This is a genomic window from Pseudomonas sp. KD5, assembly GCF_012932895.1.
Taxonomy (GTDB): Bacteria; Pseudomonadota; Gammaproteobacteria; order Pseudomonadales; family Pseudomonadaceae; genus Aquipseudomonas.
In genome coordinates this window covers 541,616-558,237 of record NZ_JDWJ01000003.1, presented here as the reverse complement: position 1 = coordinate 558,237, position 16,622 = coordinate 541,616, and the positions used below count along the sequence as shown (strand labels likewise).

17 protein-coding genes are annotated in these 16,622 nt (G+C 59.5%); 12 read left to right on the top strand and 5 right to left on the bottom strand.

Features of this window, described 5'->3' with window-relative positions; all coding sequences use genetic code 11:
• The first annotated feature begins 11 nt into the window (after window positions 1-11).
• The 7 genes from AF70_RS09600 to AF70_RS09570 all read left to right on the top strand — a co-directional run bounded on the left by AF70_RS09600 (window position 12) and on the right by AF70_RS09570 (window position 7,610).
• Window positions 12-911, top strand: coding sequence for an SDR family oxidoreductase (locus tag AF70_RS09600; RefSeq protein ID WP_019582501.1), 900 nt, complete (start codon window positions 12-14; stop codon window positions 909-911).
• A gap of 2 nt (window positions 912-913) precedes the next feature.
• Window positions 914-2,530, top strand: coding sequence for a geranyl-CoA carboxylase subunit beta (gene atuC / locus AF70_RS09595; protein ID WP_028939028.1), 1,617 nt, complete (start codon window positions 914-916; stop codon window positions 2,528-2,530).
• Window positions 2,531-2,663: 133 nt separating this feature from the next.
• On the top strand, window positions 2,664-3,821 hold the full coding sequence (gene atuD, locus AF70_RS09590; protein ID WP_007940059.1) for a citronellyl-CoA dehydrogenase: 1,158 nt from the start codon (window positions 2,664-2,666) through the stop codon (window positions 3,819-3,821).
• Window positions 3,818-4,615 carry an enoyl-CoA hydratase/isomerase family protein gene (locus tag AF70_RS09585; protein ID WP_028939027.1) on the top strand — a complete coding sequence of 266 codons (798 nt, stop codon included), beginning with the start codon at window positions 3,818-3,820 and terminating at the stop codon, window positions 4,613-4,615. The genes atuD and AF70_RS09585 overlap by 4 nt, the downstream gene beginning before the upstream one ends.
• 54 nt (window positions 4,616-4,669) lie before the next feature.
• A complete protein-coding gene (locus tag AF70_RS09580; RefSeq protein WP_028939026.1) occupies window positions 4,670-6,631 on the top strand; it encodes an acetyl/propionyl/methylcrotonyl-CoA carboxylase subunit alpha in 1,962 nt (653 codons plus the stop codon).
• Between the two features lie 71 nt (window positions 6,632-6,702).
• On the top strand, window positions 6,703-7,251 hold the full coding sequence (locus tag AF70_RS09575) for an exonuclease domain-containing protein (RefSeq protein ID WP_019582505.1): 549 nt from the start codon (window positions 6,703-6,705) through the stop codon (window positions 7,249-7,251).
• A 74-nt stretch (window positions 7,252-7,325) separates the two neighbouring features.
• Complete coding sequence (locus AF70_RS09570) at window positions 7,326-7,610, top strand: pyrimidine/purine nucleoside phosphorylase (RefSeq protein ID WP_018929993.1); 285 nt, start codon at window positions 7,326-7,328, stop codon at window positions 7,608-7,610.
• Between the two features lie 70 nt (window positions 7,611-7,680).
• Here the strand turns inward: AF70_RS09570 and AF70_RS09565 are convergent, their stop codons facing one another.
• Both AF70_RS09565 and AF70_RS09560 read right to left on the bottom strand, forming a co-directional pair.
• A complete protein-coding gene (locus AF70_RS09565; RefSeq protein WP_019582506.1) occupies window positions 7,681-8,484 on the bottom strand; it encodes an MOSC domain-containing protein in 804 nt (267 codons plus the stop codon).
• Window positions 8,485-8,624: 140 nt separating this feature from the next.
• Entirely contained in the window at window positions 8,625-9,560 is a 936-nt protein-coding gene (locus tag AF70_RS09560) for a chemotaxis protein CheV (protein ID WP_018929995.1), read from the bottom strand.
• 462 nt (window positions 9,561-10,022) lie between these two features.
• On the opposite strand from AF70_RS09560, the gene AF70_RS09555 reads away from it, so the two are divergent.
• The 3 genes from AF70_RS09555 (at window position 10,023) to AF70_RS09545 (ending at window position 12,535) form a co-directional block, all read left to right on the top strand.
• Window positions 10,023-10,493 (top strand): hypothetical protein, encoded by a 471-nt coding sequence (locus tag AF70_RS09555; protein WP_019582507.1) that lies wholly within the window; start codon window positions 10,023-10,025, stop codon window positions 10,491-10,493.
• 492 nt (window positions 10,494-10,985) lie between these two features.
• Entirely contained in the window at window positions 10,986-11,879 is an 894-nt protein-coding gene (locus tag AF70_RS09550; protein WP_019582508.1) for a sensor histidine kinase, read from the top strand.
• The gene (locus AF70_RS09545) at window positions 11,876-12,535 is read left to right on the top strand and encodes a response regulator transcription factor (RefSeq protein ID WP_019582509.1); all 660 of its coding nucleotides are present in this window, start codon (window positions 11,876-11,878) and stop codon (window positions 12,533-12,535) included. The genes AF70_RS09550 and AF70_RS09545 overlap by 4 nt, the downstream gene beginning before the upstream one ends.
• On the opposite strand, the gene yegS is transcribed toward AF70_RS09545, so the two are convergent.
• Window positions 12,519-13,436 carry a lipid kinase YegS gene (gene yegS, locus AF70_RS09540; RefSeq protein WP_019582510.1) on the bottom strand — a complete coding sequence of 306 codons (918 nt, stop codon included), beginning with the start codon at window positions 13,434-13,436 and terminating at the stop codon, window positions 12,519-12,521. The two genes, AF70_RS09545 and yegS, sit on opposite strands and share 17 nt — an antisense overlap.
• A 324-nt stretch (window positions 13,437-13,760) precedes the next feature.
• Here yegS and AF70_RS09535 point away from each other — a divergent pair, with 324 nt between their 5' ends.
• Window positions 13,761-14,069, top strand: coding sequence for a hypothetical protein (locus AF70_RS09535; protein WP_019582511.1), 309 nt, complete (start codon window positions 13,761-13,763; stop codon window positions 14,067-14,069).
• 66 nt (window positions 14,070-14,135) lie between these two features.
• Here the strand turns inward: AF70_RS09535 and glp are convergent, their stop codons facing one another.
• Window positions 14,136-15,362 (bottom strand): gephyrin-like molybdotransferase Glp, encoded by a 1,227-nt coding sequence (gene glp, locus AF70_RS09530; protein ID WP_028939025.1) that lies wholly within the window; start codon window positions 15,360-15,362, stop codon window positions 14,136-14,138.
• Window positions 15,346-15,885: a molybdenum cofactor biosynthesis protein B gene (moaB, locus tag AF70_RS09525; RefSeq protein ID WP_007940044.1), complete on the bottom strand. Its 540-nt coding sequence runs from the start codon at window positions 15,883-15,885 to the stop codon at window positions 15,346-15,348. The genes glp and moaB overlap by 17 nt, the downstream gene beginning before the upstream one ends.
• Before the next feature lie 81 nt (window positions 15,886-15,966).
• On the opposite strand from moaB, the gene mobA reads away from it, so the two are divergent.
• On the top strand, window positions 15,967-16,569 hold the full coding sequence (mobA, locus tag AF70_RS09520; protein ID WP_019582513.1) for a molybdenum cofactor guanylyltransferase MobA: 603 nt from the start codon (window positions 15,967-15,969) through the stop codon (window positions 16,567-16,569).
• The last annotated feature ends 53 nt before the right edge of the window (window positions 16,570-16,622 follow it).

Here is a 16,622-nt window from a genome sequence, read left to right as displayed (position 1 = left end):
GGACTGTCGCCATGGCTTACGACTCGATTTTCAAACCCGACCTGTTCGCCGGCCAAACCATCATCGTCACCGGTGGCGGCAGCGGCATCGGTCGTTGCACCGCCCATGAGCTCGCGGCCCTCGGCGCGCAAGTGCTGCTGGTGGGGCGCAATGCCGAGAAATTGAAAAAGGTCAGCGCCGAAATCACCGAAGACGGCGGAAAAGCCAGTTGGCAGGTCTGCGATATCCGCAACGAAGACGCTGTCACGCAGCTGGTCAGCGAGCTGATCCGCGAACACGGGCCGATTCATGGATTGGTCAACAATGCTGGCGGGCAGTACCCGTCGCCACTGGCGTCGATCAATCAGAAAGGTTTCGAAACCATCCTGCGCACCAACCTGGTGGGCGGTTTTCTGATGGCTCGCGAGGTGTTCAATCAGTCCATGAGCAAGCACGGCGGCGCCATCGTCAATATGCTCGCCGACATGTGGGGCGGCATGCCCGGCATGGGCCATTCGGGCGCAGCGCGCTCGGGCATGGACAACTTCACCAAGACCGCCGCGTTCGAATGGGGCTACGCCGGCGTGCGGGTCAACGCCGTCGCGCCGGGCTGGGTCGCGTCCAGCGGCATGGACACCTACGAAGGCGCGTTCCGGGCGGTGATTCCGACGCTGTGCGAACACGTGCCGCTCAAGCGCATCGGCACCGAATCGGAAATCAGCGCGGCGATTGTGTTCCTGCTCAGCCCGGCCGCGGCGTTTGTCAGCGGCAGCACGTTGCGCATCGACGGTGCCGCCAGCCTCGGCGGGCGGGCCTGGCCAATGCACAAGGCGCAGAACAGTCACTCGTACAACGGCTTTCACCGCGCCTATTTACCTGAAGTACTCAGGCCGGCCCCCTCCAAACCAGACGAACCGAAGGACAAGGAATAACCATGCCGGTCATCCAGTCCCAGATAGACCCGTTCAGCGAACCATTCGCCCGCAACCGTGCGGCCATGCTGGCCGGCATCGAGCAGGTCCGCCAGCTCGAACAGAACCTGTTGAATAAAGCCGCTGAAGCCAAACCGAGGTTCGACAAGCGCGGGCAACTGCTGCCCCGGGAGCGGCTGAACCTGCTGCTTGATCCCGGCGCGCCGTTCCTCGAACTGGCGAGCCTGGCCGGCTACAAGCTGCATGACGACAAGGACGGCAGCGCGGCCGGCGGCGGTTTGATCGCCGGGATCGGTTACGTGTCCGGCGTGCGGGTGCTGGTGGTGGCGAACAACAGCGCAATCAAGGGCGGGACCATTTCCCCCAGCGGCCTGAAAAAGTCCCTGCGCCTGCAACAGATCGCCATAGAAAACAAACTGCCGGTGATCACCCTCGCCGAGAGCGGTGGCGCCAACCTCAATTATGCGGCGGAGATTTTCGTCGAAGGCGCGCGCAGCTTTGCCAATCAGGCGCGGATGTCGGCGATGGGCTTGCCGCAGATCACCGTGGTCCACGGCTCGGCCACGGCAGGCGGCGCTTATCAGCCGGGGTTGTCGGATTACGTGGTGGTGGTGCGCGGCAAGGCCAAGCTGTTTCTCGCCGGCCCCCCACTGCTCAAGGCCGCCACCGGTGAAGTCGCCACCGACGAAGAACTGGGCGGTGCCGAGATGCATGCGCAAACCGCCGGCACCGCCGAATACCTGGCCGAGAACGATGCCGATGGCGTGCGCCAGGTGCGCGAGATTGTCAGTCTGTTGCCGTGGAACGATCAGTTGCCGTGGTTACCGGAACGTCGGTGGGAAGAGCCGCGCTACCCCATCGACGAACTGCTGGGGCTGATCCCGGATGACCCGAAAAAACCTTACGACGTGCGTGAAATCATCGCGCGGGTTGCCGACGCTTCGAACTTCCTCGAATTCAAAAGCGAGTTCGATCAGCAGACGGTGTGCGGGCATTTGCAGATCCAGGGTCGAGCCTGCGGTTTCATCGGCAACAACGGCCCGATCACCCCCAAAGGCGCGAGCAAGGCCGCGCAGTTCATTCAACTCTGCGACCAGAGCCAGACGCCGCTGCTGTTTTTCCATAACACCACCGGCTTCATGGTCGGCACCGAGTCGGAACAGCAAGGCGTGATCAAGCACGGCGCGAAAATGATTCAAGCGGTGGCCAATGCCCGGGTGCCTAAACTGACAATCGTCGTCGGCGGTTCCTACGGTGCCGGCAATTACGCGATGTGCGGCCGCGGTCTCGACCCGCGCTTCATCTTCGCCTGGCCCAACAGCCGTACCGCGGTGATGGGCGGTGCCCAGGCCGGCAAAGTGCTGCGGATCGTCACCGAAGCCAAACAACTCAAGGACGGATTGGTGCCCGACCCGAAAATGCTCGACATGCTGGAACACGTCACCGCGCAGAAACTCGACAGCCAGTCCACCGCGCTGTATGGCAGCGCCAACCTGTGGGATGACGGGCTGATCGATCCACGGGATACCCGCACGTTGCTTGGATACTTGCTGGACATCTGCCATGAGGCCGAGGTTCGGACGCTGCAACCCAACAGCTTTGGTGTCGCACGTTTTTGATTGATCGTTCCCACGCTCTGCGTGGGAATGCAGCCCGGGACGCTCCGCGTCCCAAAAGCGGACGCGGAGCGTCCATAGAGGCGTTCCTTTGCTGCGCATGGGAACGATCGGGTTCGACAGGAGAACAATAAAAATGATCTTCACCCAGGAACACGAAGCACTGCGCCGCACCGTCCGCCAATTCGTCGATCACGAGATCAATCCTCATGTCGAGGAATGGGAAAAGGCCGGGCGCTTTCCGATCCATGAGATCTTCCGCAAGGCCGGTGAGCTCGGTCTGCTGGGAATTTCCAAACCGGAAAAATTCGGCGGCATGGGCCTCGACTACAGCTATTCGATTGTGGCGGCCGAAGAGTTCGGCACCATTCATTGCGGCGGCATTCCGATGTCCATCGGCGTGCAGACCGACATGTGCACCCCGGCCCTGGCGCGTTTCGGCTCCGATGAACTGCGCGAAGAGTTCCTGCGACCGGCGATCACCGGCGAGCAGGTCGGCTGCATCGGTGTTTCCGAAGTCGGCGCGGGCTCCGACGTCGCCGGGCTGAAAACCACCGCCCGCAAGGACGGCGACGACTACGTGATCAATGGCAGCAAGATGTGGATCACCAACTCACCGAGCGCCGACTTCATTTGCCTGCTGGCCAACACCTCGGACGACAAACCGCACATCAACAAGTCGCTGATCATGGTGCCGATGAACAGCCCCGGCATCAGCCTCAGCTCGCACCTGGACAAGCTCGGCATGCGCAGCTCGGAAACCGCCCAGGTGTTTTTCGACAACGTGCGCGTGCCGCAGCGCAACCGCATCGGCCACGAAGGCGCAGGGTTCATGATGCAGATGCTGCAGTTCCAGGAAGAACGGCTGTTCGGCGCGGCGAACATGATCAAAGGCCTGGAGTACTGCGTCGACAGCACCATCGAGTACTGCAAGGAGCGTAAAACCTTCGGCAACGCGCTGATCGACAACCAGGTCATCCACTTTCGCCTGGCCGAACTGCAAACCGAAATCGAATGCCTGCGGGCGCTGGTCTATCAGGCCACCGAGCAATACATCAAAGGCCAGGATGTCACCCGTCTGGCATCGATGGCCAAACTCAAGGCCGGGCGACTGGGCCGGGAAGTCAGCGACAGTTGCCTGCAATACTGGGGCGGCATGGGCTTCATGTGGGACAACCCAGTGGCCCGGGCTTACCGCGATGTGCGGCTGGTATCGATTGGCGGCGGTGCCGACGAAATCATGCTGGGGATCATCTGCAAACTCATGGGCATCCTGCCGGGGAAAAACAAATGAGCACCCTCCCCACCTGTCAAACCCTGCTGCTCGACCTGCATGACTGCGTGCTGCACATCACCCTCAATCGTCCCGAAAGCCGTAATGCCATGAGCTTGCAGATGGTCGCCGAACTGCGTGCGGTGCTGGCGGCGGTTCGCGATGATCGGCAGATTCGTGCGCTGGTGATCGGCGGTGCCGGCGGGCATTTTTGTGCCGGTGCCGACATCAAGGACATGGCCAACGCCCGCGCTCAAGGCCAGCCCGCCTACCGCGATCTGAACCGTGCGTTCGGTGCGCTACTGCAAGAGGTGCAACACGCGCCGCAAGTGGTGATTACGGTGCTGCAAGGTGCGGTGCTTGGCGGTGGCTTCGGCCTGGTTTGTGTCAGCGACATCGCGATGGCCGATCATCAGGCGCAATTCGGCCTGCCGGAAACCAGCCTCGGCCTGTTGCCGGCGCAGATCGCGCCTTACGTGGTGCAACGCATCGGCCTGACCCAGGCCCGCCGACTGGCCCTGACCGCCGCACGCTTCGATGGCACCCAAGCGCGGCGCATGGGGCTGGTGCATTTTGTCGAACATGACCCACAAGCCTTGGCCGAACGCCTCGATGAGGTGCTGGCCCATGTGTTGTGTTGCGCACCGGGGGCGAATGCAGCAACCAAAAAGCTGTTGCTGGCGAGTGCCGGACAACCCTCGGATGACCTGCTGGATCAGGCAGCTGAGTGGTTCAGCGAAGCAGTGACCGGGGCTGAAGGGATCGAGGGGACGCTGGCTTTTGTGCAGAAGCGTAAACCGGGGTGGGCCGTTTAAAGAGCTTCGCGAGCAAGCCCTTACATTCACCGCAAAAAACCAAGGGAATAACCGATGCCCGCCCTCAAAAAAATCCTGATCGCCAACCGCGGTGAAATCGCCTGCCGCGTCCAACGCACCGCGCAAAACCTGGGCTACCGCACCGTCGCCGTATTCAGCGACGCCGACGCCAATGCGCTGCATGTGCAGATGGCCGACGAAGCCGTGAACATCGGCCCGGCACCGGTGCAGCAGTCTTATCTGAACATCCCGGCCATCATCGATGCTGCCCGGCGCACCGGTGCCGATGCAATCCATCCCGGTTACGGCTTCCTCTCGGAAAACCCGGGTTTCGCCCTCGCCTGCCAACAGGCCGGCATCATCTTCATCGGCCCCAGCCCCGAAGCCATCGAGCTGATGGGCAGTAAACGGCTGTCGAAACTCGCCATGATCAAAGCCGGCGTGCCTTGCATCAAAGGCTATCAGGGCAGCGAACAGGACGACGCTACCCTGCGCCGCGAAGCCGAACGCATCGGCTACCCGCTGATGATCAAGGCCAGTGCCGGTGGTGGCGGTCGCGGCATGCGCCTGGTGCATAGCGCCGCCGAATTGCTGGAACAGCTCCGCAGCGCACGCTCCGAAGCGCTGCACGGGTTTGGTAGCGACGAATTGATCCTCGAACAAGCCTTGATCGATCCGCGTCACGTTGAAGTTCAGGTGTTCGGCGACCAGCACGGCAACCTGATTTATCTCGGCGAACGCGACTGTTCGATCCAGCGTCGCCACCAGAAAATCATCGAAGAAGCGCCCTGCCCGGCGATGACCACCGAGTTGCGCCAGGCCATGGGCGAGGCGGCACTCAAGGCGGGTCGCACGGTGAATTACGTGGGGGCGGGTACCGTGGAATTCCTGCTGGATGCTCACGGCCGGTTTTACTTTCTGGAGATGAACACCCGGTTGCAAGTGGAACACCCGGTGACTGAACTGATCACCGGCCTCGATCTGGTGGCCTGGCAGTTGCACATTGCCGAAGGGCAACCGCTGCCGCTACGACAGGAACAGGTGCGGCTCAACGGGCATGCCATGGAAGTGCGCCTCTATGCCGAAGATCCGGCCCAGGGATTTCTGCCGCAAACCGGGCGAGTCGAGGCTTGGGAGCCAGCGATCCAGGGCAGCGTACGGATCGACCATAGCCTGATCGAAGGCCAGTCTGTCAGCCCCTTCTATGACCCGCTGCTGGGCAAGCTCATCGCCCACGGTGCCACCCGTGAAGAAGCCCGGCGCAAGTTGCTGCGGGCGGTACAGGACAGTGTGCTGCTGGGCGTGCAGAGCAATCAGCGCTTACTCGCCAATCTGCTGGAACACCCACAGTTCATCAGTGGCGAATTCAGCACCGGGTTCATCCCCACGAACTTCGCCGACCATCCCTGCCTGCACCCTCATGCGCCGAGCGCCGACGAGTTGGCCATCGCCGCGGTGCTTTATTATCAAGCATCTGCGCAGGCTCACCCCGCCCCGCTGGCCGGTTGGCGCAACAATGCCAGCGTGCCTCTGCACTATCGGATCGGCCTGGAGGATCAGGAATGGCCGGTCGAACTGCACGCTGAACCTGGCGAACCCTACCGTGTTCAGATCGGTGCCCGGACCCTCGAACTGAAGGTCATCCAGTGCGACGGACGCTGGGCCACCCTGCAAATCGACGGCATCCGCCAACGCCATGCCTACCGCCTCGAAGCCGGGCAACTCTGGTTGTTCACGCGCCCCGGCAGCCTGCGGCTGGTCGATCGGACCCGGGCGCTGGTCAGCGGCCAGGCCAGTGTCAGCTCCGGCACGCTCAAGGCACCGATGGACGGGGCGATCGTCGACGTATTGGTCAGTGAGGGCAGCCCGGTCAGCAAAGGGCAGCTGCTGGTGGTGCTTGAAGCGATGAAAATGGAGCATCCACTCAAATCGGGTATCGACGGCGTGCTCAAGCGCTTGCAGGTCAGGGTCGGTGACCAGGTAAAAAATCGTCAGATTTTGTTGGAGGTCGAATAAGCCGCTAGGCGGATCCGCCGGGTTTGGCTACGCTCAAGCCCTATCAGGATGCGGATACCAGGAAACCTGCAATGCCTCACTGGCTGGTCATTGATCTGGAAGCCACCACCGATGAGGGCGGCTGGCCAGTAACAGAAATGGAAATCATCGAAATCGGCGCCACCCTCGTGGACCGCAAAGGCCGGGAACTGGATCACTTCCAGTGCTTCGTGCGCCCGTTGCGTCGGCCCCTGTTGACCCCGTTTTGCCGCGAATTGACCCACATCACCCAGGCCAATGTCGATGCTGCCCAGCCCCTGAGCGACGTCTGGGTTTCGTTCGAACACTGGCTCGACCAACATCTCTCGAATCTGGAAGGCTGGGCCAGTTGGGGTGACTACGACCGCAAACAGCTGCTTCAGGAATGGCAGCGGCTGCAACTCGACAGCGCCCTGAACCGGGTGCCGCACATGAATCTCAAGCAACGTTTCGCCAAGGCCTGTCGACTGGAGCGCCCGCTGGGGCTTAACGGCGCCCTGCAACTGGCGGGCCTGCAGTTCAACGGTCAGCAGCATCGGGCGCTGGAGGATGCGCGCAATACCGCGCGCCTGTTACCACTGATTTTCCCCACCAATCCTTGAGTGCAGGAGGTGACGCCTATCGACACCTTGTGCATACTGGCCGGCCCTTTTTAGCCCTTTTCGAGGAATCGCCCATGTTTAAAGTCAACGAGTACTTCGACGGCACCGTCAAGTCGATCGCCTTTGGCACCGCTGAAGGTCCGGCGACCATCGGCGTCATGGCACCGGGCGAATACGAATTCGGCACCAGCCAGCGTGAAATCATGCACGTGGTGTCCGGCGCCCTGACCGTCAAACTGCCTGACAGCAGCGACTGGCAAACCTTCGCCGCCGGCAGCCAGTTCAACGTGCCCGCCAACAGCAAGTTCCAGCTGAAAGTGGCCGTCGACACCGCTTACCTGTGCGAATACCGCGGCTAAACCCCTAGGGTTTCACAGCGAAAAAAAAAATGCCCGTGTCCAAGAACACGGGCATTTTTTATCAGGGCTGCTATTCGAGGATCGTCACCGGCATGCCGACTTCGAGCCGACCGTTACCGTCATTGACCAGGTTCTGCCCGAACATCGCGCCGTCCTCTTGAGCCCGATATTGCTGCAAGGTCGCCAGAGGTTCGCGGTCGTCACTACGTTCGCCGGTCTGCGGGTCGATGGTGGTCAGAATGCAACGTGAGCAGGACTTGACCACGCGGAACTCGACATCGCCAATGCGGATGCGCTTCCAGCCATCTTCGGCGAACGCCTCGCTGCCCTCGATCACCAGATTGGGCCGAAAGCGCAGCATCTCCAGCGGTCGCCCGACCCGTTGCGACAAGTCTTCCAGCGACGCCTGGCCAATCAGCAACAACGGAAAACCGTCGGCAAAAGCCACCTGATCGTCGTCCTTGCCGTAGCCGGCCTGGGTGGTTCGCGCACGATCGAGCGGCACATGCACCAGACGCGTCGGCTTGCCGATGAACTCACTGACCCAGGCAGCCGCAGCAATACCGGCATCGGGCACGCGCAAGGTGTCGCGCCAGATGGTCACGCCACGCAGCTCTGCATCGCTGGCGGGCAAGGCGATATCGATCGGTGAATGGCCTTGGGCACTGAGGGTCAAGCCACCGCTTGCGTTCCACAACGCCGACAGCTGACTCATTTTCGCCTCCGCGCGCTGGGTCAGAAAACGCCCGCTGGCCTCGTCCACCAGCATCCAGCGTCGATCGCCGTCCAGCCCCAGTTTGTCCAGGCTGACCTGATTCAAGGTCTCGCCCTTGCCGGATTTCAACGGAAAACGATAAAGCGCGCTCAGATGCATGGCCACAGCTCCCTGGTGGGCAAAAACGCCACCCTATACGAGCTTGATCGCCGAATCAAAGCCCCTGTGGCGAGGGGGCTTGCCCCCGTTGGGCTGCGCAGCAGCCCCAAACCCTGCCGCCGCGCTTTTCCAGATCGTTATCAGGCCGGCACTTCGTCGAGCATCAGGCGCTGACGCACCACGTCGACGAGTTTGTCGGGCTGGAATTTGGAGAGGAAGTTGTCGCAGCCGACCTTCTTGACCATCGAGTCATTGAAGCTACCCGACAACGAGGTGTGCAGGACCACATAAAGGCCGCGCAAACGTGGGTCGTTGCGGATCTCGGTGGTCAGGCGATAGCCGTCCATCTCCGGCATTTCCGCATCGGTAAAGATCATCAACAGTTTGTCGGTCATGTTCACACCGGTATCAGCCCAGGCCTTGAGCATGTTCAGCGCCTTCAAGCCATCACTGGCGATGTGCATTTTCACGCCCAACTGACCCAAGGTGTCGCGCAATTGCGACAGAGCCACGTTCGAGTCATCCACCAGCAGCACTTCACGGCCACGGGCGCGCTCCAGAACCGGATCGTCGAGTTTGTCGCGAGAGACCTTGGCGTTGTACGGCACGATTTCGGCCAGGACTTTTTCGACGTCGATGATTTCCACCAGTTGATCGTCGACCTTGCTGATGGCGGTCAGGTAATGCTGGCGACCGGCGCTGGTCGGCGGCGGCAGAATGGCTTCCCAGTTCATATTGACGATGCGGTCCACGCCACCGACCAGGAACGCCTGCACCGAACGGTTGTACTCGGTGACGATGATCGTACTGGTGGGGCTTGGCACCAGCGGACGCATGCCGATGGCCTGGGACAGGTCGATCACCGGCAGCGTCTGGCCACGCAGGTTGACCACGCCACAAACAAAGGGGTGGCGCTGCGGCATCAGGGTCAGTTTCGGCAGCTGCAGCACTTCCTGGACCTTGAAGACGTTGATCGCGAACAATTGCCGTCCGGCCAGCCGGAACATGAGAATTTCCAGGCGATTCTCACCCACCAGTTGCGTGCGTTGGTCTACCGTGTCGAGAATGCCGGCCATTAATGACTCCTGGGCTTGTTCTGATGAATTCACTAAAGAGAGTTATCGGCAGTTTTTGCCGAATCTTGACCCCCGGACAAAATGCCATGCCCAAGCATTGATGTCACATTAACATCATGCTTTACTGACCCCGTGAATTCATCTGCTTCACCCCTTGCGGCGCGACCTCGGTTTGCACGTTAGGTTCCCCTGTGTAAGGGATTCCCCTAGGCACAATCAGGCCCAACCTGATATTCGCAATATCCAATAGCCATTAATGTGACGCCATTCTCATTGCATGAACGGAGTCAGGCTTTTGTGTGCGATCGCAGGTCAGTGGCCATCCACTCTTTCGAGTTCCCCAGTCGGTGCCCAAGCCTGCCAGAGCGCGATCTCACCAAGGCATGGCAGCGCCGGGACACGTAAGGTTCTCGTCGACACACACGACATTCCCTCATCTGACATGACGTTGTGGAGATAAGCATGGCGAACAACCCTAAAGAGTGGGCCCAGCGAATTCCGGAGTTTCTCGTCGAGGCTGAAACACTCCTGGCCAAGTCCGAGGAGTGCCTGAGTCATTTGCAGTTGATCAGCAATGACAAGGACGCCATCGATTGCATGCTCAGCACCCTTCTCAAGCTGGCGAGCAAGGCCGATGCCCTGGCACTGGCAACGGTTTCGGAATTCTCGCTGCACATTCATGGATTGCTGAGCCACGCCCAGAATCACATGGACCTGCACGATCAGGCCCTGGATGCACTCAAGGATTGCTTCACGTTAATGGCCTGGCAACTCGAACTCATCGACCAGACCACCGGCCAACTCGGCCTCGATGACAGTGAACAGACGTCCCTGATCGAAGCGTTTGCATTTCAAGTGGGACAAAGTCAGTTTCAGCCGCCCAGCCACTCCAAGCAGTTCAGGCTCGTTTCGTTCTCTGAACGACAGGCTTAAATTCATCAACCCTGTGTTGCACATTTTTTATTGTAATGATGTCGCCCTGTAACTTGAGTGTGCGCATACCGCATTTGAATATTTCATACCCGTCGATGGCAGCTCGAAACAAATAGATACCCCGGCCCCGACTTCAGATAGTGCCTGCCAATAAAATCTAAACGCCTGGCACACTCGATATCTTTCGAAGATAAAAATCAAAAAGCTTTTCCATTATGGAACCATCGTCCAAAAACGTTATTTCCTGAAGATGCCTACCTATATGCCGAACGCGACCAACGGTATCTTAAGTGGTATTATGCCGCCCATTCGTTGACGTCAATTAATGACAGAGTGACCCTTGGCGCGAACAAGCTCATAACATTGAAGGCTTTATTTCGAGCATTGCACTGCCGTCATTAAAGGCGACTCATACAACCTATTTTCAAACAGAGACCCGTCAGCCCTTATGACCGGTCTGCCCGCAGCGAACATCCATTGGCTCCATCCGCTATGTACGCCAGCCTCAAGTCAATCGCCCTGTGGCCACCCTCCCGAAAAAGCGCGCGCCGGTTCACGCTTTTCGTGTGCACCTGCTCGGCGCTTGGCAGCCTGTTGGTCTACAGCTTGTCGATGCCTCTGCCGGTGAGTCTGCTGGTGCTCAATACTGCGGCGCTGGCCTGCGTCTGGGTGGGGCATCGCCTCTCGCTCAAATCGATAAAGTTTCAGCCTCAAGAATTGGCCGACCGTCTGCTGGAAGTTCAGGAAAATGAACGTCACCGGCTCAGTCGGGAACTGCATGATGATATTGGCCAATTGCTGACCGCCGCAAAACTTCAGAGTGAATGGCTCAAACGTCGATTGCCTGAAGAACTGCAGGGTCAATGTTCGGTCCTCTGCGATACGCTGGACGAAACCCTGACCAAAGTTCGTGATGTATCAGCCATCCTGAACCCACGACAGTTGACCAGTCTCGGGCTGGAAGCCAGTCTGCGTGCGCATTTACTCAGAACCCTGGCCAATACGTCTGTGAACTGGAGCCTGGAATGCCATCAACGTTTGACTGGCATACCGGAAGAAATGGCGGTGGCGGCCTTTCGCATCACTCAAGAAGCGGTTACCAATATGCTGCGCCATGCCGAAGCCAGGAATCTGTTGGTCCGCCTGCAACGTCTGCCCCAAGGCCTGACGTTGTTAATCAGTGACGACGGCCTGGGTTTCGAACCAGCGGCAGACCCTGCTCGCGAGGGGCAACGCGGAATGGCTGGAATGTCGGAACGGATCGATCAGTTGGGCGGCACGTTGACCGTGACCAGCGAGCCGGGCAAAGGCACTCAAATCGAAGCACTCTTCCCCTGGGCGCCCCGTGCGCTGGAACGGGCCAGCACGAATAAGGTTATGCATTGACTTGTAACTTACTTCTGGTGGACGACCACTCGCTTATCAGGGCTGGCGTGCGCGCTCTGGTGCTGGATATTCCTGGCTATGCGGTCATTGGGGAGGCCAGTGACGGCTCGCAGTTACTCGAGATGGTCGAACAACTGTCGCCGGACATCATCCTGCTGGATATTTCCATGAGGAAAACCGGTGGCCTTGAAGCCTTGCAGCGACTCAAACGAGTACGTCCGCAGTGCAAAGTGCTCATCCTGTCGATGCACACCGACCCGGCGCTCATCATGCAAGCACTCGAATCCGGGGCTCATGGCTACCTGCTCAAAGACACCACGGCCACTGAGCTCGAACATGCCCTGGATGCCTTGCGCAATAACGAACGCTACCTGAGCCCGGCCATTGCCCACACCGTCATCAACCAGGCGCTGACCCGAACCCAGAAAAATCAGGCGCCAACCCAGGACTCGCACAACCTGACGGCACGCCAGCTGGAAATCCTGCGATTGATTGTTCGCGGAAAATCCACCCGGGAAATTGCCAATGGCTTGGGCCTGAGCATCAAGACTGTCGAAACCCACCGCTCGCAGATCATGAAACGCTTGCAGATCTACGATGTGGCCGGCCTGGTGTTGTTCGCCGTACGCGAGCAAATCATCAGTCTGGACGATTAGCCGGATTCGAGCCGCTCAGCAGCGGCGAGCCCTCGGGCAAATGCACCCGCAATGCCGCCGGCCGTGCCGAAAAACGCAGGCTATCGCCCTCCAGAGGCTCACCATCAAGGTTGATATAAAGGCCCTCCGATACTTTGATCTCGACCCACGGCAAGCGGGCTCGCACAAACATGCTGTCGATTCCGAAACCATCGGTCAGCAGGTCTTTCAAGGTACCGACCACTTCCTGGGGCGCGGGCAAAATGCTGATATCCAGCAGACCATCGTCAGCCAGCGCCTGCGGGCACAACATATGACCACCACCAGCCTGTCGGCCATTGCCGATGCCTAATGCCAACAACTCACCGGCCCAGTGAAAATCCGGCCCCTGCAACTCGCCATAGGCCGCATGCAACTCACTGAAGCGCGATAAACCGGTGAAGAGATAAGCCGCGCCGCCAAGAATTTTTTTCAGATCCTCGGAAGTATTGGCCGTGACCTGACTGCCAAAGCCGCCCGTGGCCATGTTCAGAAAAACCTGCCCGCCGACCTCCCCCAGATCAATGGCATGCGGGGCGGCCTCCAAAAGCTCCAGCGCTTGAGCGGGCTCCAGGGGCGCACCCGCGGCGCGTGCAAAATCGTTGGCGGTGCCCAAGGGCAAAAGCACCAGGCTGGCCTGCGTCGAATGCGCCGCCATGGCTTCGGCGATATCACGCAAGGTGCCATCGCCGCCGCCGGCAATCAGCTGCGTATAGCCCGCCGCCAATGCTTCCCCCACCAGCCGCTGCGCATCACCGGCCTCCCAGGTCAATCGAACAGCCAGTTCCCAGCCTTGTTGGCGCTTGCCTTCGACAGCTGAACGGACCTGCTCATTGAGTGCCTGCTTGCCGTGCAGAATCAACAGCGCCTTGCGCTCGCTCATTGTGATCACCCCCCTTTCCGAATCCGTATGGGAGATGTTGACCTCGCAGCCCCTCATAAAAGTCGCAAGGATTTCAATTATTTCCAGGGGAAGGACAGTTGAGTCCTACAGAGCGGTATTTTTTCTTACAAAACCTGAGGAATCGGCTCAATTGACCCATCAGGGCAATTGGTACACCGTTGTGTCAGCGGTTATCAGTCATCACCAGTAAATTACACAGGGACGTGCAAACAATGAATGGAACCCCTTTAAGGTCCTCAAAAATCGTAAGTAATAACAGTATCGGCCACCTGAATGGTTTTAACGCAAGGAGCCAATTATTCCATGCAAAGCCATGACCTCAGGCAATCGGTAACTCCGATTACGCCGTTCTCAGACAATCACGCCAATCAGCAGGCTGAATTCAAAAGCAGCGCAAAACCCACCGGAGAAGTTGATATGGAACCTCGCGTCACGGAACTGGAGACACATCTCAAGTACATCCGCAGGGACCTGGATGAAGTCCGCGGCGACGTAAAATCCATCAAGCACAGGCTTGCCTATTCAGCTGGCGGAACAGCTGTGGTCCTGGGGCTTTTGAGCTGGATCTCCAACAGTCGCTTCGACCAGGTCGTGACCCTTCTGGCAAATTAAGGAACGGTCATGCACGCAAGCCCCAACGCTTTCGACCGGGCTTGCGTGGCAGAACCAGGACCTGCATCAGCCCAGGACTTCACTCAACGGGATGAAGCTCACACTATCACCCTCGATCAGCGTACGGTCCTCCAGCACTTCAACCAGACCATCCGCCCAGGCGGCACTGCGCAGTACGCCAGAGCTCTGATTCTTGTAGATGATTGCCCGGCCATTCTCCAGGCGTCCGCGCAAGTACTCACGTCGGTTACCAGCCTTTGGCCAGACAAACCCTGCCGGTACCTGAAACTTCAGGGGTTCGATCTCTTTTACGCCTTGGCGGCGCAAGAGGTAGGGCCTCGCCAACAGAGCAAAAGTCACCAGGGTTGACGCCGGATTGCCGGGCAAACCAATGACAGGCACACCGCGAAAATGCCCGAACGTCAGCGGCTTGCCTGGCTTGATGGCAAGCTTCCACAGGGTCAACTCGCCCTCTTCCCGCAAGGCAATGCCCAGAAAGTCGGCTTCTCCCACCGATACGCCACCGGTGGAGAGAATCAGGTCGACATCCTTCAACTCGCCGAGACGGGCACGAGTGGTCGCTAAATCATCGGGAAGAATGCCAGCATCGATCACCTCACAGCCCAAGCGCTGCAACCAGCTGCAAAGCAACACTCGATTGCTGTTGTAGATCTGTCCCGGTCCAAGGGCCTGGCCCGGCTCAATCAGCTCATCCCCGGTAGACAAAACCGCAACACGAACCTTGCGAACCACATCCAGTTCAGCGCACCCCAACGATGCCGCCAGCCCCTGTTCGATGGGACCCAGGCGTGTACCGGCGGGCAAGATCAACTCACCGGCGGTGGTTTCCTGGCCTTGTGGACGGATGTTCTGCCCCGGGGTCATGGTCTCGGTGAAACGTACCCGCTCATCCGCCTGAACCTCGGCGTTCTCCTGCATCTCGACACAGTCGGCACCCGCGGGCACAGGCGCGCCGGTGAAGATCCGCGCACAGGTCCCAGGCTTCAAGGGCTCCGGAGCCTGACCCGCAAAAATCTTCTGGCTGACCGGCAACGGTTCTCCCGTCCAGTCGGCGACGCGCAAGGCATACCCATCCATGGCACTGTTGGGCCAAGGCGGCAGATCAAGTGTCGAGACCAGATCAGCAGCCAGTACACGCCCCTGAACCTGCGCCAACGGCAAGCGTTGGTGCTCATGAATTCTCGAGGCGTCGGCCATTTCCAGTAGCCGCGCGAGCGCCACCTCGACAGCCATCAGGCTGCCAGTCTTGCCTGGCTTACCCGCGGGATTCACAGGGTGCCGCCTGTTTCAGATGGGTCACGAAATTGCACGGACGGTGCCGGGAATCCAGTTGTTCGGCGAGAATGCCGTCCCAACCGGTGCGCACCGCATTGGTCGAACCCGGCAAGCAGCAAACCAGCGTGCCATTGGCCAGACCGGCCAAGGCCCGGGACTGAACCGTGGAAGTACCGATATCCGCCACCGATATCTGCCGGAATAGTTCACCAAAACCATCGACCTGCTTATCCAACAAGCAACTCACCGCTTCGGGCGTGCTGTCACGACCGGTAAACCCGGTACCGCCAGTGATCAGCACCACTTGCACGACTTCATCGGCAATCCAGTTGGCCACTTGCGCACGAATTTTGTAGAGATCATCTTTGAGCAATACACGGGCCGCCAGGTTATGACCGGCAGCGCTCAAGCGGTCAACGAAGACCTGGCCTGAGGTATCGGTTTCCAGGGTGCGGGTATCGCTGACAGTCAGCACCGCGATGTTGAGCGGTGCGAAAGGTACATCAGCCTTGGCTTTCATAGGCTCGTCCAGTTGTAGGAGAAACAGTCCGGTGTTATATCACAGCGCCTCATTTTTTCGCCGCCCCCATGGAGAAGTGCAATGACCTCGGATACACCTTTGGCGCCATGCTCCATTTTGCTCCTGGCGGGCGGGCGTGGCCAACGCATGGGCGGTCAGGACAAAGGTTTGCTGGAATGGCACGGCGAGCCACTGATCGCGCACCTGCACCGCAAGACCCGTCTGCTGAGTGATGATCTGATCATCTCCTGCAACAGAAACCTGGAGAAATATGCGCCTTATGCGGATCAACTGGTCCATGACGATGAAGGCGACTTTCCGGGGCCATTGGCGGGTATTCGCGCAGGCCTGAAGGCCGCCCGCCACACGCACCTGCTGGTATTACCCTGCGATGTGCCACGCATCGATGCGGCGCTGCTCCAGAACATGCGTGAAACTGCCGCGCAGCATCCGGACAAACCGTTGATGCTGCGCCATGGAGAACACTGGGAACCTTTGCTGTGCATGATTCCCGTCGTTCTTTCAGGGGCTTTCGAGACGGCCTGGAACGAAGGCGAGCGCAGCCCGGGCCGACTGATGCGCACATTGGGCGCCATGGCCCTGCAGTGCCCCGACAACGACCCTCGCCTGGCCAACCTCAATACGCCGGAACTGTTAAGCACGCATCACACTGTGTCAGACTGACACTCGAAGGAACTTGCGCGCGCTGCATACGTCTCAAGCTCAGTATTCAAAAG